Raw genomic sequence first — 17,861 nt, 5'->3', positions numbered from 1 at the left:
GGTGTTTCCTTCAGTAGATTTAGTTTATGTAAAAACAACTAACTTCACTCTTTGTATATAGTCCAAATAATATTCTGTAACCTACATACACGACAATTGTCTATGTATCATAAACTATACTTAAATTGCTTTATGTAGAAATAAGAAGGGAATCGGTTTATTTTTTACCGATATAATATAGTGTGAAAGGATGTTTAAAATGGATCGAAATTATCCAGTTTACCCGTACATTGGTTATAAAAAAAAGGTGGTAAAGCAGCCGATTGCTTTTCCTCCTCAACACCAAGAAGAGGCACCTGGCTTAGAGTGGAAAATGTATCCTAGACCAATTTATGATTATGCTGGATTTAAAGGTAGTGGGAAACTTCAAGGAAAAATAGCTCTTATAACCGGTGGAGATAGCGGGATAGGTCGTGCAGTTGCTGTAGCCTATGCAAAAGAAGGCGCAAACATTACTATTGTCTATCTGAATGAGGATTATGATGCGAATGAAACAAAGCAATACGTTGAAAAGTTCGGAGTCAGCTGTCTACTTATTCGAGGAGATTTACGAAATCCATCAACATCTGAATTTGCGGTAAATCAGACGATAAATAAATATGGACGTTTGGATATTGTCGTTCATAATGCTGCTGTACAGCCTTTTACGGAAGATATTATGGATGTATCAAATGAACAGCTCGATGATACGTTTCGAACGAATGTGTACCCGTTGTTTTACATGACAAAAGCTTCCCTCCCCTATTTAAAAAAAGGAAGCTCCATTATTAGTACTGCTTCAAGGGTGGCATACGAAGGGGATAAAAACGTTATTGATTATGCTACTTCGAAAGGCGCGGTCGTTTCGTTCACTCGCACAATGGCTTTGTCATTGGTAGACAAAGGGATTCGTGTAAACGCAGTTGCACCAGGTCCTGCATGGACTCCGCTAACTGTTAGCACATACTCTGCAGATCATGTTTCTACACTAGGTACAGATATCCCGATGGGGCGAGCCGCACAACCTTTCGAAATCGCTCCGGCCTTCGTATATCTAGCAACAGAAGAATCATATTACGTAACCGGCCAAGTCATACATGTTAACGGGGGAATAATTCGCGATTCATAGGCGGGCTGTGGACGGAGGGACAGGTCCCTCGTCCACACAAATTTTGGAAATAAGACTTTAGTTAGCATACCGAAATACCTTATGGAGAATATAGGAACAATCCTTTTTTACACCTCTCAAAAAATACGGATTATTACAATTAAAATACGCCATTTTCATTTGGTGAATCTTCCGGTACAGGCTGCCCCACATCCCACAATTCTACGATGAGTTCGTTTTCGAAACGGAATATATGTACTACTGCAGCACCTAGATCAGCTTGATTCTGTTTTATATGCGAGTGAACCGCAACAATCTCACCATCTTCTATAACACGTTTTACTTCAAGAATTTTGAGGGGACTCTCAATAGCGTTCTCTTCCATTGCAATCATAAGCGAATCAGCATCTCCGCGAAAAAAGGGGTTATGATGACGAAAATTCGGACCAATGTACTTTCTATACGCCTCTCTCACTTCTCCTGACGCAACGAGTTGCAAAAACGATACTGCTTTCTCTTTTTTAGTTTCATTCATTACAAAACATCCTTTCTTGTGGATGGGGTCCCTAGTCCTATCTTTTCTAAAAAAACAGGAGAGTATTAGCTTACTCTCCTGTACAAAACAGTTTAAAACTATCAACATAGTATTGTCCACTTAATGCGCTTGAACGACTACTGGGTTGTTTATATTATATATTCCATTTAGAAAAATGAGAAGGTTTCATAAAATATTCACCTTGTTAAGCACACTCCGTTTACCCGTTATACTCTTCTCCTCTGTAAAACAAAGTAATTAAGAAAAAGATAATAAAACTTACAAGCAGAGCTACCCCACCACCGATGTAAAGCACTAGCGTTAATGGTTCTGGCAGATCAAACGGTTTGACCATATATAACCACATGCCTCCTGACAAGCCAATAGAACCTATAATCGCAGTCCAAACATGGATTTTTGTTAACAATGTTTCAGATGTTTGGAACACTTTATAGTATACAGACCATGCAAATAGACTTAACCAACCGACAACTAAAATATGGGCATGAACAGGGCGAAATGCGTAAGAGCCAGCTCCAGCCATATGCGCTCCGAGTATAGCACCGATTACTCCAAAAACACCGGCAAATCGTAACAATAATAGACTATGTTTATTCATTTTAAATATCCTCCGTTTTAATCTTTACGTTTTTTCTACTTCTCTAATGTACTTCACGAAGATGAACGGAGGATGAATAAAAGTTTACAAGTGAAAGAACTATTAGTTGGAGAAATATTTAAAAACGTTAGGGAGATGAACTTCACCAACTTCATAAGATAAGAAGGAAAAAAAGGATAAAAAAACCTGTCCCTATTTAATCGGTAGTTTTACAATAAAAGTCGATCCTTTTCCTTCTGTACTAGTAACTTGTACGTCACCATTATGTAGGTGAACGATTGTCCAAACGATTGATAAGCCAAGTCCTGTTCCCTCAATCGTTCGTGTTCTCGCGGTGTCTGCCCGGTAAAAACGATCAAATATCCTTTCTTTTTCTTTCAGGTTCAGCCCTATACCAGTATCAGCAAAAGTAACTACGATGGAGTCTTCACTTTTTTCCATCGTTATTTCAATACTACCATTCTGCTTATTGTATTTAATAGCGTTCGTTAATAAGTTGTCCCACACTGTATGGAGTAAAGAAGCGTCACCATTTATTTCGACGTCCAGTAAAGAGTAGCTAAGCATTATGTCTTTTTCACTCATTAGCCATTGATAGTTGCGCACTAATTCCTTTAGTTGCTCACTAACATTAAATGTCTTCCTTTTTAAAATATCTTCATTACGATCTAGCGAGGCAAGTAATAATAATTGTTTCGTTAAAGTAGATAATCTTTTTATTTCATCATTAATAATGGAAACGTACTGGGCTCTATCTTTTGACGTAATAGATTCATTTTCGAGTAAGTTAATATATCCTTTTATATTCGACAACGGTGATTGAATATCATGAGAAATGTTCGAAATGAACTCTTTCCTCACGTCATCCATTTGTTCTAATTTGGTAGCCATCGTTAAAAAACTATTCGAGAGCTCGCCTAGTTCGTCATTACTAGCAACATCCAACTCTACATTAAACTTCCCTTCAGAAAGAGATTTTGTCGCTTTCGTTAATTTAGAAATCGGCTTCACTAAATATTTTGTACTGATTACTACCATAATGGTGCTGAGCACGATGGTGAACACTAGTAGCCATGCAAATAAAAGATGCATCTCATTAAACAGAAGTTTAATGTCCGGCCTAATAAAAAGTGCGTAGTTATTTCCATTATGGGTAATCGGAATTCCAATTGTATTTCTTAACTCATTTGCAAAAAATCCTGTGACGAACGTTTCTCCAGGAAAATGAAGAATACCGTGATATACATTCCCGCTTAATACATCTTCTTTCGCAGTAGCCGAAAGATCTTCGTCCCGGAATGCTGCACCGAAAAAACTTTCTTCACCTGATTCATCTACTAAGTACATTTGATACCCAAGCGAGGAAACGTTCTGCAAGTAATCTCGTAAATCTATATAAGGATGTTCCTCTGCAAATGAGGCAATCGATTGTGCAAAGTTTGTAATTTTTTGATCGTTTTGTGGCTTTAGTTTATGCTGATAATACGTATTGGATATTAAAAAAGATATAATCCCACTGAAAAGCATAATACCGATCGTCACGACAACGAATTTTACGTAAAGAGTTTTCATTCGCCCTTTGCCTCCAAGGAATATCCTACTCCTCGTACTGTTTTAATATGAAAGTCATCGGTCATTTTGGAAAAACGTTCTCTTAACCTTTTAATATGAACATCAACAGTTCGTTCATCGCCTTCAAAGTCGAAGCCCCAAATATGCTCGATTAGATGTTGTCTTGAAAATACTTGAGACGGTTTGGTCATGAGAAAATGAAGTAACTCAAACTCCTTTAATGGTAACAAAATCGTACGGTCGCCACTCTTTACTTCATAGCTATTTTTGTTAATGGTTGTATTTCCAATACGAATAATGTGCTCTACTTGTTGATCATCATACCTGCGTAGCAAAGCTTTAATTCGAAAAGTTAATTCTTTCGGTTCGAATGGCTTAACTAAATAATCATCTGTTCCTGCTTGAAACCCTTGCTCTTTATCCTCAATTTGACTTTTCGCGGTTAAAATAATGATTGGAATATTGTACTGACTTCGTATCTCTTTCGTTAAAGAAAAACCGTCCAAATACGGCATCATCACATCGACCACTGCCAGACTACATTTTTCTCTTTTTAATATTTGTAAAGCTTCCATTCCATCCTTTGCTTCCAAAACGTTATACCCTTGTTTTGTTAGATGTATATTTACTAGTTTTAAAATATTTCTATCGCCATCTACAATTAAAATGTTGGACATACAGTTACCTCTGTTTTTTTTTATATAATATACTGTATCAAAAAAATAGCCCAGCACAAATGTTGGGCTATCTTCCTTACACTTCTTGAAGTTCCATCATAAATTTTTCATTATATACTATTAGTCCGTCACTCATTTTAATGGTTTGATCTGTAAAGGGGAGCATTTCTTCATCATGAGTGACCATTAAGGTTGTAATATTTAACGATTTCGTTAAGTCACGGATTAATTCCATTACTTCTTTTGACCTTTTCGAATCTAAACTTGCAGTTGGCTCGTCGGCGAATAAGATTTTCGGTTGATGAATGAGGGCACGTGCGATGGCCACTCGTTGCTTTTCCCCACCTGATAGCGAAGACGGATACGCCTTTTTCCGGTGTTCCATCCCTACTAACATTAACAGTTTATTTACTTCGGTTTTTTGTGCTTGTTTCGATAATTTCGTTTCGGAAACATCTAACATTAATAAAAGTTGTTCTTCTACTGTAAGAAAAGGAACGAGATGCGCAAATTGAAAAACAAAACCGAACTGACTTGCTCTTATTTTTCGGATTTGCTCTTGATTCATCAAGATTAAGTCCTTTCCATCAAATAATATTTCTCCGTCCGTTGCCGATTGTAGCCCGGCAATAATTGTAAGCAGTGTACTTTTTCCAGAGCCAGAAGCACCGACTAGCGCTGTAATTTCACCCTTATTAAGGGAAAGGTTTACTCCTTTTAAGATTTCTTCCTTCACTTCACCGTTCGTGAACACTTTCTTTACTTCTTTTACTGTAAAAAATGCCATGTTACACCTCTCCTTGTTGAATAGCTTGTAATGGTTCCACTTTTTTAATTTGTATCCCAGATAGAGTTGCTCCCATAAAACCAATTAGTAAAAAAACGAAGGACAATTGGAAAGTAGTTTCAATTGTTAAATGGAAAGGCATTCCTTCAGGTGCTAACATGTTAAACCCTTGACTTAAACTCGCTGCTAAACAGAGCGCGATTAAGGTGATCGTCACCATTTGCGTCCACATCATGCGAAATAAGGCAGTTGTTTTCAAGCCGATAGCTTTTAAAATACCGTACAAACCAATTTTTTGAACGTTCATCATATAGAAGAAGATGGCGAACAACATGCCACTAATGACGATTAAAAAAGATATAATCATATTTAGAGACATTTGCTCTGCTTTGTAACTTGGTATCGAATTGAGAAATTGTTTTTTCGTGAAAATTTGTAAACCTTCTACGACGGTAGCTTCGTTAGTGCCAGGTACGAATACTAATTGCATTTCCTCCACTCTGTACATTTCTTTGTAGTCGTCTTTATGGATAAATGCGACTGGTGCATGACTAAATTTCTTATCTCCTACAAATCCTTTTACAATCAGCTCTCCTTCCAACTGATTGTTCGTTAACACATCACCAATCTCGATTCCTTTTTCTTTCATGGAGCGGTCTAATAGAACTTCACCACGTTTTACATATTCAAATATTGTTGATTCTGTTGAGGTAACGAATGCCACACTTTGCTGTTTGTCATTTTTATCATGTAAGAAACCCATTTGTATCGATAGTGCGGTAGCATCTTTTTGTTCGTTTAATACTTTATCTTGAATACTACTATCAATTCTAGAGAGGTTGTACGTTTCGTCTGCCTCTTCATTCATGTAAAAATATCCTGGTGGCAAATCTTTTATTAAAGCTGCATTATCTTGAGACAATCCGTTTGCCAATCCAGATATAATAAATGTTAAAAAGCTAATTAAAAAAATAATCGAGCCTAAAATGATAAACCGTATTTTATTTCTTTTCATTTCTTTCCATGCAAGCTTCACCGCTATTTCCTCCTATCACTATTTTCATCTCCAAGCATATCTCCTCAATATGAACAGACAATGAATAAACTTTTACATTTTAGTAGGATGTGAGGACAGGTTCATTCTCCCTCCGTTCTCTGTTCGAGTTAAGAACACTATCCCTCTTATCTACTAACGTTAAAATATTTACAGAATCTTCACACTATTTTTAACCTATTTCCAATATAATGAAAGTAATGTGAACAAATAGGGGGTAACAATTGATATGAAAGCAATCGTTTATACGAGGTATGGGCCGCCAGAGGTGTTACAGTTTCAAGAAGTGGCTAAACCGACACCGAAAGATCATGAACTATTAATTAACATTTATGCGACTGCTGTAAACTCTGCCGACTGGCGAATGAGAAAAGCTCAACCTTCTGCCGTACGGTTCTTTTTTGGATTAACGAAGCCTCGAAAGAAGATTTTAGGTGCGGTATTTGCTGGAGAAGTGAAGGAAGTTGGGAAAGATGTAACACAGTTTCAAGTGGGAGACCGTGTTTTTGGATCACTTGGGATGAGTTTTGGCGCATATGCTGAATTCATTTGTATTGCACCAGAAAAATGCTCCATTTCCATTATGCCTGAAAATATGACGTATGAAGAAGCCGCGGCTATTCCTTTTGGAGGCATGACCGCTTTACACTTTTTAAAGAAAGCTAACGTGCAGCGTGGACAAAACGTGTTAATTTACGGTGCATCCGGAGCAGTAGGGACAGCGGCTGTTCAGCTCGCAAAAGATATGGGAGCAAACGTCACTGGTATATGTAGTACTTCCAACATGGAGCTCGTCCAATCACTCGGTGCAACAAACGTAATCGATTATACGAGAGAAGATTTTACAAAGGAAGGCAAAAAATATGACGTTATTTTTGACACAGTAGCGAAAATTAATTATAAGTCTACTATTGCATCGTTAACAGATAAAGGAATTCTTCTTCTAGGTGATGCTAGCGTAAGTACAGTGTTGAACGGCTTTTGGACGTCAGGGACTACAAGGAAAAAAGTAATTGGAGGTGTGGCAGCCGAAAATAGTAAAGCAATCGAAGACTTAAAGAAAAGGATTGAAAAAGGGGCATTAAAAGCAGTAATCGACCGAACATATCCGTTAGAACAAGCGGCTGAGGCACATCGATACGTAGAGAAAGGCCATAAAAAAGGTAACGTCATACTGACGATACAGTAAGTACAAGTGTTCTTTACCCAACGAAATACTAGATGAGAGTACAACTTTTCTCCCTCAAAAGATAGCGTTTGACATAGAAGCCCATCCTAAGTAGCGTCAGGCTCAGGGTGGGCTTTTTAACTCTGTGTTAATCTTACCTTCCCTTCCCCTCTAGCTGTTCATAAACAATTACTTTTGTTTAAGGATAAAATTGCGTGGATAAGAATCTCCCCACACAATATTTCTATTTCCGAAATTTTCGGTAATGAAAATAACTTCTATCTATGCTACTATATTAATATAAAAATATTTTGTAAATTCATTTTTGTTTGGAGATGTAAATGCCATGCCAACATGGAAACGAAATTTGGTCATACTTTGGATTGGTGCTTTTTTTACGGCTGCAAGTTTTTCAATGGTTATTCCGTTTTTACCGATTTTTTTAATGGAGATTGGCGTGCATGATCATACGGAATTATGGTCCGGGCTCATTTTTAGCGCCGCTTTCTTTGCGGGTGCGATTGCCACACCTTTTTGGGGAAATATGTCCGATAAGTTCGGTCGTAAACCGATGATTATACGGGCAGGGTTCGCCTTATTTGTCGTTTATACGTTAATGGCATTTGTTACGAATCCTTATCAAATTTTAGGATTACGGGTTATGCAAGGTTTGTTAAGTGGATATATTCCAGGTGCGATTGCGTTAATTGGAACGAATACACCGAAGGAAAAGGTCGGTTATGCCCTTTCTCTCATTTCCTCCGCTACTGCATCAGGGACGATTATGGGCCCATTGTTAGGTGGTGGTATGGCCGCATTACTTGGAAGTCGTTGGTCCTTTGCTAGTGCCGGTATCATTGTATTTTTTGCTACCATTCTCGTTATCTTTTTAGTAAAAGAAGAAAACTTCAAACCTAGTAAAGATAGAGGCTCGATTAGGAAAGATTTTATAGTTGCTTTTAACAATCGACCTTTTCTCATCGTGTTGTTGTTAACTTTGCTCGTAAGCTGTTCCGTCATGACAATTGAACCTATTCTTCCTTTATTTATTGCCGATATGAGTGGGTCATCCAAATATGCAGCGTTAATTACAGGGATTGTCATTTCCCTTCCTGGTATCGCTAGCGCCATCTTTGCACCTTACTGGGGGAAATGGGCAGATAAAGTTGGATTTCACCGGGTGTTATTCATTGGTATGTTAGGAGCTGCGATTGGAACATTAGCACAGATTATTTTCAGTCAAATATTAGGTTTCTCAATGATACGGTTCGTTTATGGTGTCTTCTATTGTGCAATCTTCCCAGCGTTAAATGGATTAGTCGTTACGTCCACACCAGAAGACTTCCGTGGAAGAGCATTCAGTTTAAATCAGACAGCTAATATGGTCGGAGGCATGTTCGGTCCAATCATCGGTGGTGTAGTCGGTGGATTCTTCCCCGTCCAAACAGTATTTTTAATGTCTGCCATCCTCTTTTTCGTAGCAATGGCCATGGTACACATAAACACGAATACACTAACATACTCAGCTAAGAAGGAAGTAGCTGCTAGCAAATAGTGGACAGAGGGGACAGCACCCATGAATTTTTTGGAAATTCATGACTACAGGACAAAATAAAAATAGGCTACCTCTCGTCTAAATTAGAGGTAGCCTTATTTGCATGGTTTCTTCTATTATACTAGCAATATATACATTGCTCACGTCCCACTCAATATTCCTCTTTTTTCGCGACAAGGACATTCTAGTATTTCATAACTCCTAACATCGAATCCTCTACTTAATAAAAATCGGAGACCAAGATTAAGTTCCATTTGGTTAGTTGCAATAACATGTAAAGGTTGTTTAGGAATTTCCCTATAATTTCTTCTTAAATAAGCATATGGTATGTGTATGGAAACTTTCTTAAAAATATCCTTTTCGTTGTAATCTCTAATATCTAGTACAACTTGTTGGTCACCAACGACATCATCTTTACAAGTTATGCCCTTAATCGGAAAAAACCTTTTGTACAGCTCAAAACTCACCAAAATGGTAGCTACAACCATTACATAAAAAATCATCACTAATCACCTTACGTTATCGGAGGTCACACATAACAGTGTCAGCTCTGTATTATTTTATTTCTTCATAGGGTACTATTTAAAATTATATTTCGTTACAATTTTATCTCTACCAGTAACGTAATCATTAAAGTATTCATAAAGATTTACACCTAAATAAGACCCAGAAATGTTATTAACGTTGTTATATCCTAAATGTTGCAATGCCATGACCATATTATAACTTCTTTGTCCCGAACGACAATGAATATATACAGGGCGATCTTTTGGTATTTCATGAAGTCTCTGTCTAAACTCACTTAATGGGATATTAACTGCATTATTAAAATGCCCATCATTGTATTCATTTTTCTCACGAGCATCAATGATAAAGGCGGAATTTTCGACTAGTTCTCGCACTTGAGAAACTTTCACTTCTTTATAGCTTCCATGTAATACATTTAACCCGACCAATGCTGCATGATTGACGACATCTTTTGCCGTTCCTAGCATTGGAGAGTAGGTAAGTTCGAGATCTTTTAAATCTTCCAACGTACCATTCATCGTAATCATCGTTGCGATAACATCTATTCGTTTATCCACATTACCTTTACCAATTGCTTGTGCACCTAAAATTCTGCCAGTTGGATACTCAAAAATCAATTTAAAATGCATCGGATTACTATTTGGCATCAGTCCCACTTTATCGCCTGGCATAAGGTAAACATAATCGTGCATCATTCCAGCTTGCTCGGCTGTTCTTGCATTTAATCCAGTGGACGCTGCATTAAGGTCAAACAGATGGATAGATGATGAACCTATTACACCTATATTTCTATTTGGGATTCCATAAATATGGTCTGCTACTGCTCTCGCTTGCTTTTGAGCAGGACCTGCTAACGCTAACCTTGTTGGCTTGTGTAACAATCGATGGTACACTTCAATCGCATCTCCTACTGCATAAATATCTTTATCACTCGTTACATAATTGCGATCTACCTTAATTGAACCCGTTTCACCTATTTCTAATCCAGCATCTTTAGCTAAGCTCGTCTCTGGCCTTACACCAATTGCAAGTATCACTGCTTGGGCATCCACTTGCTTACCAGAATTCGTGATAATATGTCCATCGTCAATCTTAGCCAATCCGTCATCTAAAACGAGATTTACTCCATGGTCGACCATTTCTTTATGGAGAATTTGAGCCATATCATAATCAAAAGGTGCCATAACTTGATTTGCAAACTCTACTAAAGTTACATTGTAATCTGCTAACTTAAGATTTTCTGCAACTTCTACGCCTATAAAGCCACCACCGATGACCGCAATATCTTTAACACCATTGTGTTTAATATATGAATGTATTTTCTCGATATCTACAACGTTACGAACGGTGAATACATTCGAATTGTTAATCCCCTCTAAATTAGGTCGTATAGGTGATGCTCCTGGGGATAGAACTAATTTATCATACGATTCCTCATAATTGCTATCGGTAAGCAAGTCTTTTACAGTAATTGTTTTTTTATCACGATTAATTTGAACGACCTCTTGATGAACTCTTGCCTCTATGTTATATCGATTTTTAAAGGTTTTAGGAGACATTAAAACTAGTTTCTCACTATCTTCAACAATACCACTTAAATGATAAGGTAAAGAACAGTTCGAAAAAGATACATGAGGTCCTTTTTCAAACATGATGACTTCGGCACTTTCATCTAGTCTTCTAACTCTTGCTGCAACAGAGGCCCCTCCAGCAACTCCACCAACAATCACTATTTTTTTAGTCATGTTACATCCTCCCACTCAATTTCTAATAGTTATTTTAAAGTTTACACAAAACAAAATACCCGTATAGGTATAAAACTATCCAAATTAAAAGAATGAAAAAACAATGGGTAATTAGTGATTTTCTTCATTCTTTCATTCCCCTATTTATTAAGTAGTTCAACAATCCGCTCAGGGTCAAACCCAAAAACCCATTTTCCACTAATATTTATTTGTGGTACGGTTAATTGTCGAGTTTTTCCTATTAAAATGATCATAGCAATTGGATTAAGGTCAACATTGACCTCCTTATGTTCTACATTCAAATGAGATAAAAGATCTCTAACCATTGCACATACAGCACACGTGGTAGTTGTATATAATGTTATATCGCTCTTCACGTTAATTAACCTCAATTTAAAACAGTCCAGTCACATTGTGGGACTGCTTTTTTAATTTACATACTCTTGTCAATACAGACAATTAATCTTTTTTCAATATCGATAGCTAGTTCCTGTAAAGACTCATCTTCGAGCATTTGAATGAGAGCACTAGGCTTCGGCATACCGATTTTTGTTTTGCCTTCATTATCTTTATATACAACAATTTTACACGGTAGAAAATATCCAATAATTTGGTTTTTAGACAAAATATTTTGTGCTTCTTCAGGGTTACATACTTCTAGAACAATAAATGGATTTTCTAGTTCATATCCTTTATTGTTTAGCGTTTCTTTTACATTAAACTGCCACTGGATTCCAAACTGTTCTGCTTTGAGGTTTTCTTCCAGCGAATGTATTGCTTCCTCTATTGACTTTGATGTTTCAACGGTATAATGAAACAAGCTATCCATCTCCTTAATGCGAGTATATTCACAATGAATTCCATATTCCTTTATCTATCTTTTGCCAATTGAATACTTCTATTCGTGAAAACTCCCACTCGCTTTATAATATACCCCCATAGGTAATTTGTCAACGTGTACGGGTTGGACGGAGGGACAGGTCCCGCGTCCACACATTTTCTGGAAATTCATATTTACAAGCTCACCAAAAAATACTTATGCTACCTCTCGTCCTATGAAATGTTAGTTTTCTCAGATTTTAAAGCATTTCATTTTATTTTTGTCCCAATGAAAGGTAAAATTAGGAAGGGTTTATGAAAATAAAATTGTCCCAAAGGAGAAGTATACAATGAGAAGTAATAAAAGAATTTTAGTAGCAATTTTAACTTTATTATTCGTTTTCCTGACAGCTTGTAATAGCGCAACTGAAGAATCTATTGCTGATATGGACAACGAGAATACCGAGCCAACTCAAAAGATAAATGAGGAATCTCCGAAGGTTGATTCACCTAATAACACCGATACCGACAATAATAATGATGCAGACAGTTCAAGTGAAGAAGTAAGTACTCCAAGTGAATCAACTCCAACTACAACAGAAGACTCCTCAACAGTAAGCCTAGTGAGCGCGAAGGACGAATACCTCGAGAAATTACAAGACACAAAAAAAGAGCTGGACGCATTGGAAGCAGAAGGATCAGCAACATATGCTTTGAAAAAAGTAGAAGATGATAAATGGGAGGCTTGGGATACTTTGTTGAATGAAGTGTATGGTGTTCTTCAAGAGCAACTCTCTACTGAAGAAATGGACGAGTTGAGAGCTGAACAACGTGGTTGGATTCAATATAGAGACGAAACTGCATTAGAAGCATCCTCTAAATATAAAGGCGGGACACAAGAGCATTTAGAATACGTGGCAGTGCTTGCAGTTCTTACAGAAGAAAGATGTTTTGAATTGGTTGAAGAGTATATGAGATAACATAAGGATTAGCATGGAATGGCGGGTTACCATTGTTCCAAATGGAAAAAAATGTGTGGACGAGGGACCTGTCCCTCCGTCCACATTACATTGGTAAGTCTTTATTTTTAGGTGTGATTTTGCGTTGGGTGCGAGATTTGATGGTTCCTACGATTCCTTTCGGGAAGCCTAGGATGACGATGATGTAGAGTAGTCCTAAGAACAATGTCCATCTTTCAAAGATTGGGATTGTTTTACCTAGTTGTGATAAATAGTGTTGGAAAAATTCTACGGATGCACTTCCAAGTATTGGTCCAATTAACGTACCAACTCCACCAATCATTGTCATTAAAAGGGCATCTAAGGTGATTTCAATGGAAAATACAGAAGGATCAACGAAACGTAATGTTATGACATATAAAGCTCCGCTGTACGCTGCTACTACTCCAGCTACTATGCTTGAAATTAGTTTATAATGAAGAACTTTAAACCCTAAAGCCTCCACTCTTTGCTCGTTTTGTGAAATTGCCCGCAATACTTTTCCTACGGAGGAAGTTGTAAATAAACGAAGCAAAATGTAAATGAGAACAAGGCTTATTAAGGCAACATAGTAAAAAGTTAACCGGTCACTCAGAAACTCAGGAACCCTAAATGTAAATCCTTCTCCACCTCTTGTTAACGATCTCCATTTTTCAGCTATTACATGAAATAGTTCTGCAAACCCAAGCGTTAGCATCGCATAAAAATGACTTTGAAGTCGTAAAGAGAGCATCCCTACTATGTAGCTAACGATGACGGCTAATACCGCACCTATTAAAATACCAAGTAAAAAAAACCCCATTGAATTTTCATTTGTATTTAAAGTGACTGCTGCACTGTAAGCTCCAATTCCAAAAAACATACAATGTCCAAAAGAGACTATTCCTGTATATCCTAATAAAATATCAAAGCTCATGGCAAAAATGGCAAAAATAAAGATTTGGGTATACAAAATTAACATACTTCTAGAATCATTGATAAACGGGAATAAACATAATCCAACAATCAGTAACAAACCAATATAAAGGTACATTTTATTATTTTTTGAATTTAATAATGTCATCTTATGCTCTCCCCTTTTCGCCTAAAATTCCTGTGGGCTTGAGCAATAAAATAAAGATTAACAATAGCATATTGATAGATAGAGATAAATCGGGTATATAAAAAGCTGTAAATGCTCCCGCCAAACCTACTATAATAGATGCAATTGCAGCACCAGGTATACTTCCTAGCCCGCCGATAATAACAACAATAAAGGCGAGAATCGCATATTGCATGCCCATATCAGCAAAGATAATCCCGGAATATGGGGCTAATAAAAACCCTCCTAAAGCCGCCATCCCTGCACCAAATAGGAAGACAAAGGAAAAAACGGTCTTAATATTTATCCCTAACGCTTGAACAGCTTCTCTATTATCCACTCCAGCGCGTATCATAATCCCAATCGTTGTTTTCTTTAATATTATCCATAGGAGTAAGTAAATCAAAAACCCTACTACTAGTATAAATAAGCGATATTTAATTAATATTACGCCGCCAAACTGAAAGCTCCCTTCTAACCAGTCGGGCATATTGGCACGGAGGGGGTTCGATCCCCAAAAGATTCGAATACATTCTATTAAAACTAGCATACCACCCAGTGTTACTAGTAATTGTCTAATATGGTTTCCGTAGACAGGCTGAATTAGTATTCTTTCTACAAGCCAACCTATCAACATCCCAACTAGTACTGCTCCTATTAATGCAACGAAAAAATGATTCGTTAAATCATATAACCATAAACCAACAAAAGCACCCCATACGAAAAAGCTACCATGGGCAAAATTTAACACACTCATCAAACCAAAAATTAATGTAAGTCCTGACGCTAACAAAAAAATTAAAACTCCTGTAGATAAACCGTTAACAAACAAATTGATAATAGCATTCATGACTGCTCACCTCCATTACTTTAGGAAATTCCTAAGTACTTTTTCGTGATATCTGGATTTTCACGCAAATCTTCCATCCTTCCGCCATGAACTATTTTTCCGTCATCCATAATATGAAAATAATCGCCGATATGACTTGCCATAAAGAAATTCTGTTCTACTAAGAGAATCGTCGTTTTTTCTTTAATAAGGAGTAAAGCCTCCATTAATTTTTCAACCATAATCGGAGACAACCCTTTACTAGGCTCATCGATTAATAACAAATCATTACTATTAATATAAGCTCTTGAAATGGCAAGCATTTGTTTCTGACCACCGCTTAACAAACTCGTTTTTTTCTGTCGTAATCTATTTAAGTCTGGAAAAAGTTCAAACATCCACTCCGCTTTTTCTGCACCATACTTTTTATTATTTGTTTGTGCTAAAAGAAACGTTTCTTCCACTGTTAAACTACTAAATATAGCTTGATCTTCTGGCACATAGCCAATACCTTTTTGTGCAATGATGTGGGTAGGTAGACCAATTAATTCTTCGTTATTAAAAGTAATAGAACCACTCGTTTTTTCGTTATATCCCATAATAGAGCGAAGTGTTGTTGTTTTTCCTACACCATTCCGACCAAATAAAACGGTAATTGCTCCTTGTTTTACATCAAAGGAAACGCCTTGTAAAATATGAAATTGATTAATATACGTTTCTAAATTATTTACTGTCAGCATGGAAAAATCCTCCTAAATAGGCGCTTTGAACCCGCTCATCATCCATAATTTTTTCAGGTTCACCTTCTGCAAGCAATTCTCCGTTAAACAATACGACTAAATAATCCGACAGATGTAAAACCATCTCCATTTTATGTTCAATTAGGACGATTGTATTTTTGTCATCGCTTTTAATATTTTCAATTACCTTTAAGATCGCTGGAACTTCTTCTACTGAAATCCCCGCTGTCGGTTCATCTAGTAATAAAAGCTCAGGCTTCAGTGCTAAAAGCATCGCTATTTCTAGCTTTCGTTTCTCACCATGCGCTAGATTTGCCGCTAAAAATTCACTTTTATCTTGTAAAAAAACCGTTTCCAGAAGTTTCTTCGCTTCCTCTTGCTGAGCTCTAAGTTTAGCTGGCATTGGAAATAAACTATAAAGATCTTTAGCGGTTGATTGTACAGCCATTCTCACATTTTCTAAAACCGTTAATTCTGGAAAAATATTCGTCTGTTGAAAGGACCTTCCCATCCCCAACCTTGTCCGTTCCGCTATAGATAGTTTCGTTATATTGTTATTTTTAAAATGTATTTCACCTTCAGTTGGTGGTATTTGACCACTTAACAAGTTAAATAGAGTCGTTTTGCCAGCCCCATTTGGTCCGATAATAGATATAAATTTACCTTTTGGAACATTGAAATTTACCTTTTGGATAACGTGATGTTCTCCAAAAGATACGGAAAGCTGTTTCGTTTCTAATATGTGTTCCAAGTTGGTCACTCCTTTCTAATTGGAGAATGATAAGAGAAAGGGCTGTGTTATACTAGACGTCCCGGTCAAGATTATGACAGCCCTTAAAACATTTCTATTTATTACGAATTGGTGGTTCCGTTTCAAACATATCTAACTCACGGATTAGAACAGGTATTGGATGATCGACGCCATCTTGATTTTCCAACACAATAGCATATAAGCTTTGTAATGCTTGATGGTCGTCTGCACGGAATTTCATTGTTCCTTTTGGCGTGTCAAACTCCATTCCTTCCATCGTTTCAATTAGCTTATCTGCATCAACATTACCTTCCGTTTTCTTCAACGCTTCTACAATCGATATAGCTGCACTCATCCCGCCAGCTGTAAATAGGTCTGGTACTTCCCCATTAAAACGTTTCTTATGTTCTTCTACTAACCAATCATTTACTTCGTTATCTGGCAGCGTGTAATAATAGATGGAATAACCTTCCATTCCTACTAGCGCATCCATCGTTTTCAAAGATGCAATATCTTGAACAGCTGTCGAAATTTTAACACCCTGTTCTTCCACCTTCATATCTTTCAGCTGTTTCCATGGTGCATTGGAACCTGACCAAACGATAAATAAATATTCTGGGTCCTCACTTATTACTTGTTGAATGTTTGGTGTAAAATCAGTTGAATCGGGATTCGCATATACTTCAGTAACAATTTCAGCACCTAATGCTTCTGCAGCCTCTATAAAAGCAGCAATTCCATCACGGCCGTATGTGTTGTCTTGAGCTAATGTTGCAATTCTCACACCTTCACTTGCAATAGCGGCAGCACCCGCAACTGCATCTTGTGAGGAGTTTCTTCCTGTTCTAAAAATATAAGGGTTAAAGTGTTCTCCAGTTATACTGTCTGCTGCGGCTGGCTCGACAACCATTATTTTTTTATATTCTTCTGCTAGCGGGAGGACCGCTAATGTGTCTCCGGAGCTAGATGAGCCGACTAGAAAATCAACGTTATCTTCCTCTAATAGTTTGGTAGCCTTTTTAACCGCTACATCTGTTTTTGTTTCTGTATCTTCTTGAATAAAGACAATCTTTTTACCCGCAACCTCTCTCGTTCCATCGGTAGCATAGTCTAGGCCAAGTTCAAATCCTTGAATCGTTTGTTTTCCATACGCCTCTAACGGACCTGTTAACGAAGCTAAAACACCAATTTTAATCGTATCATCATCACTAGAACTAGCCCCTTGATTCGAACACGCAGCAACAAAGACTAATACAGTGATAACGCTTACAATAGATACAAACTTAAAAAATTTATTTTTTTTAAGCACAGCTTTT

The 17,861-nt window shown here is 37.1% G+C and carries 19 protein-coding genes; 4 read left to right on the top strand and 15 right to left on the bottom strand.

What is annotated here, in order from left to right; all coding sequences use genetic code 11:
• Window positions 1-199: 199 nt before the first annotated feature.
• Window positions 200-1,108, top strand: a complete 909-nt coding sequence (locus tag BC6307_RS06255) for an SDR family oxidoreductase (RefSeq protein ID WP_066410682.1) — start codon at window positions 200-202, stop codon at window positions 1,106-1,108.
• A gap of 139 nt (window positions 1,109-1,247) precedes the next feature.
• Here the strand turns inward: BC6307_RS06255 and BC6307_RS06250 are convergent, their stop codons facing one another.
• The 6 genes from BC6307_RS06250 to BC6307_RS06225 form a co-directional block, all read right to left on the bottom strand.
• Window positions 1,248-1,622, bottom strand: a complete 375-nt coding sequence (locus tag BC6307_RS06250) for a nuclear transport factor 2 family protein (RefSeq protein WP_066410683.1) — start codon at window positions 1,620-1,622, stop codon at window positions 1,248-1,250.
• A 220-nt stretch (window positions 1,623-1,842) separates the two neighbouring features.
• Window positions 1,843-2,241, bottom strand: coding sequence for a hypothetical protein (locus tag BC6307_RS06245; protein ID WP_066410685.1), 399 nt, complete (start codon window positions 2,239-2,241; stop codon window positions 1,843-1,845).
• A gap of 192 nt (window positions 2,242-2,433) precedes the next feature.
• Window positions 2,434-3,813 (bottom strand): HAMP domain-containing sensor histidine kinase, encoded by a 1,380-nt coding sequence (locus tag BC6307_RS06240; protein WP_066410687.1) that lies wholly within the window; start codon window positions 3,811-3,813, stop codon window positions 2,434-2,436.
• On the bottom strand, window positions 3,810-4,490 hold the full coding sequence (locus tag BC6307_RS06235; protein ID WP_066410689.1) for a response regulator transcription factor: 681 nt from the start codon (window positions 4,488-4,490) through the stop codon (window positions 3,810-3,812). Before BC6307_RS06235 ends, BC6307_RS06240 begins: the two co-directional genes overlap by 4 nt.
• A 76-nt stretch (window positions 4,491-4,566) precedes the next feature.
• Window positions 4,567-5,277 carry an ABC transporter ATP-binding protein gene (locus BC6307_RS06230; RefSeq protein ID WP_066410691.1) on the bottom strand — a complete coding sequence of 237 codons (711 nt, stop codon included), beginning with the start codon at window positions 5,275-5,277 and terminating at the stop codon, window positions 4,567-4,569.
• Between the two features lies 1 nt (window position 5,278).
• A complete protein-coding gene (locus tag BC6307_RS06225) occupies window positions 5,279-6,313 on the bottom strand; it encodes an ABC transporter permease (protein ID WP_066410693.1) in 1,035 nt (344 codons plus the stop codon).
• Between the two features lie 247 nt (window positions 6,314-6,560).
• On the opposite strand from BC6307_RS06225, the gene BC6307_RS06220 reads away from it, so the two are divergent.
• Window positions 6,561-7,520, top strand: coding sequence for an NAD(P)-dependent alcohol dehydrogenase (locus tag BC6307_RS06220; RefSeq protein ID WP_066410694.1), 960 nt, complete (start codon window positions 6,561-6,563; stop codon window positions 7,518-7,520).
• Window positions 7,521-7,845: 325 nt separating this feature from the next.
• On the top strand, window positions 7,846-9,054 hold the full coding sequence (locus tag BC6307_RS06215) for an MFS transporter (protein WP_066410697.1): 1,209 nt from the start codon (window positions 7,846-7,848) through the stop codon (window positions 9,052-9,054).
• Window positions 9,055-9,194: 140 nt separating this feature from the next.
• On the opposite strand, the gene BC6307_RS06210 is transcribed toward BC6307_RS06215, so the two are convergent.
• The 4 genes from BC6307_RS06210 to BC6307_RS06195 form a co-directional block, all read right to left on the bottom strand.
• The gene (locus BC6307_RS06210) at window positions 9,195-9,557 is read right to left on the bottom strand and encodes a rhodanese-like domain-containing protein (RefSeq protein WP_066410699.1); all 363 of its coding nucleotides are present in this window, start codon (window positions 9,555-9,557) and stop codon (window positions 9,195-9,197) included.
• Between the two features lie 75 nt (window positions 9,558-9,632).
• Window positions 9,633-11,327, bottom strand: a complete 1,695-nt coding sequence (locus tag BC6307_RS06205) for an FAD-dependent oxidoreductase (protein WP_066410704.1) — start codon at window positions 11,325-11,327, stop codon at window positions 9,633-9,635.
• Between the two features lie 140 nt (window positions 11,328-11,467).
• Window positions 11,468-11,704 (bottom strand): glutaredoxin family protein, encoded by a 237-nt coding sequence (locus tag BC6307_RS06200; RefSeq protein WP_094366082.1) that lies wholly within the window; start codon window positions 11,702-11,704, stop codon window positions 11,468-11,470.
• A 56-nt stretch (window positions 11,705-11,760) separates the two neighbouring features.
• Window positions 11,761-12,147, bottom strand: a complete 387-nt coding sequence (locus tag BC6307_RS06195) for a DUF302 domain-containing protein (RefSeq protein WP_066410707.1) — start codon at window positions 12,145-12,147, stop codon at window positions 11,761-11,763.
• A gap of 349 nt (window positions 12,148-12,496) precedes the next feature.
• Here BC6307_RS06195 and BC6307_RS06190 point away from each other — a divergent pair, with 349 nt between their 5' ends.
• On the top strand, window positions 12,497-13,126 hold the full coding sequence (locus tag BC6307_RS06190) for a lysozyme inhibitor LprI family protein (protein ID WP_066410708.1): 630 nt from the start codon (window positions 12,497-12,499) through the stop codon (window positions 13,124-13,126).
• 85 nt (window positions 13,127-13,211) lie between these two features.
• On the opposite strand, the gene BC6307_RS06185 is transcribed toward BC6307_RS06190, so the two are convergent.
• The 5 genes from BC6307_RS06185 to BC6307_RS06165 all read right to left on the bottom strand — a co-directional run bounded on the left by BC6307_RS06185 (window position 13,212) and on the right by BC6307_RS06165 (window position 17,854).
• Window positions 13,212-14,153, bottom strand: a complete 942-nt coding sequence (locus BC6307_RS06185) for a branched-chain amino acid ABC transporter permease (protein ID WP_066410859.1) — start codon at window positions 14,151-14,153, stop codon at window positions 13,212-13,214.
• 55 nt (window positions 14,154-14,208) lie between these two features.
• Window positions 14,209-15,075 carry a branched-chain amino acid ABC transporter permease gene (locus BC6307_RS06180; protein WP_066410710.1) on the bottom strand — a complete coding sequence of 289 codons (867 nt, stop codon included), beginning with the start codon at window positions 15,073-15,075 and terminating at the stop codon, window positions 14,209-14,211.
• Window positions 15,076-15,095: 20 nt separating this feature from the next.
• The gene (locus BC6307_RS06175) at window positions 15,096-15,794 is read right to left on the bottom strand and encodes an ABC transporter ATP-binding protein (RefSeq protein ID WP_066410712.1); all 699 of its coding nucleotides are present in this window, start codon (window positions 15,792-15,794) and stop codon (window positions 15,096-15,098) included.
• Window positions 15,778-16,545, bottom strand: a complete 768-nt coding sequence (locus tag BC6307_RS06170; RefSeq protein WP_066410714.1) for an ABC transporter ATP-binding protein — start codon at window positions 16,543-16,545, stop codon at window positions 15,778-15,780. Before BC6307_RS06170 ends, BC6307_RS06175 begins: the two co-directional genes overlap by 17 nt.
• Before the next feature lie 94 nt (window positions 16,546-16,639).
• Window positions 16,640-17,854, bottom strand: coding sequence for a substrate-binding domain-containing protein (locus tag BC6307_RS06165; RefSeq protein WP_066410716.1), 1,215 nt, complete (start codon window positions 17,852-17,854; stop codon window positions 16,640-16,642).
• Window positions 17,855-17,861 lie beyond the last annotated feature (7 nt).

The organism is Sutcliffiella cohnii (genome assembly GCF_002250055.1).
Taxonomy (GTDB): domain Bacteria; phylum Bacillota; class Bacilli; order Bacillales; family Bacillaceae_I; genus Sutcliffiella; species Sutcliffiella cohnii.
The sequence above is the reverse complement of the archived record's forward strand: the minus strand, read 5'-3'. Positions and strand labels throughout refer to the sequence as shown.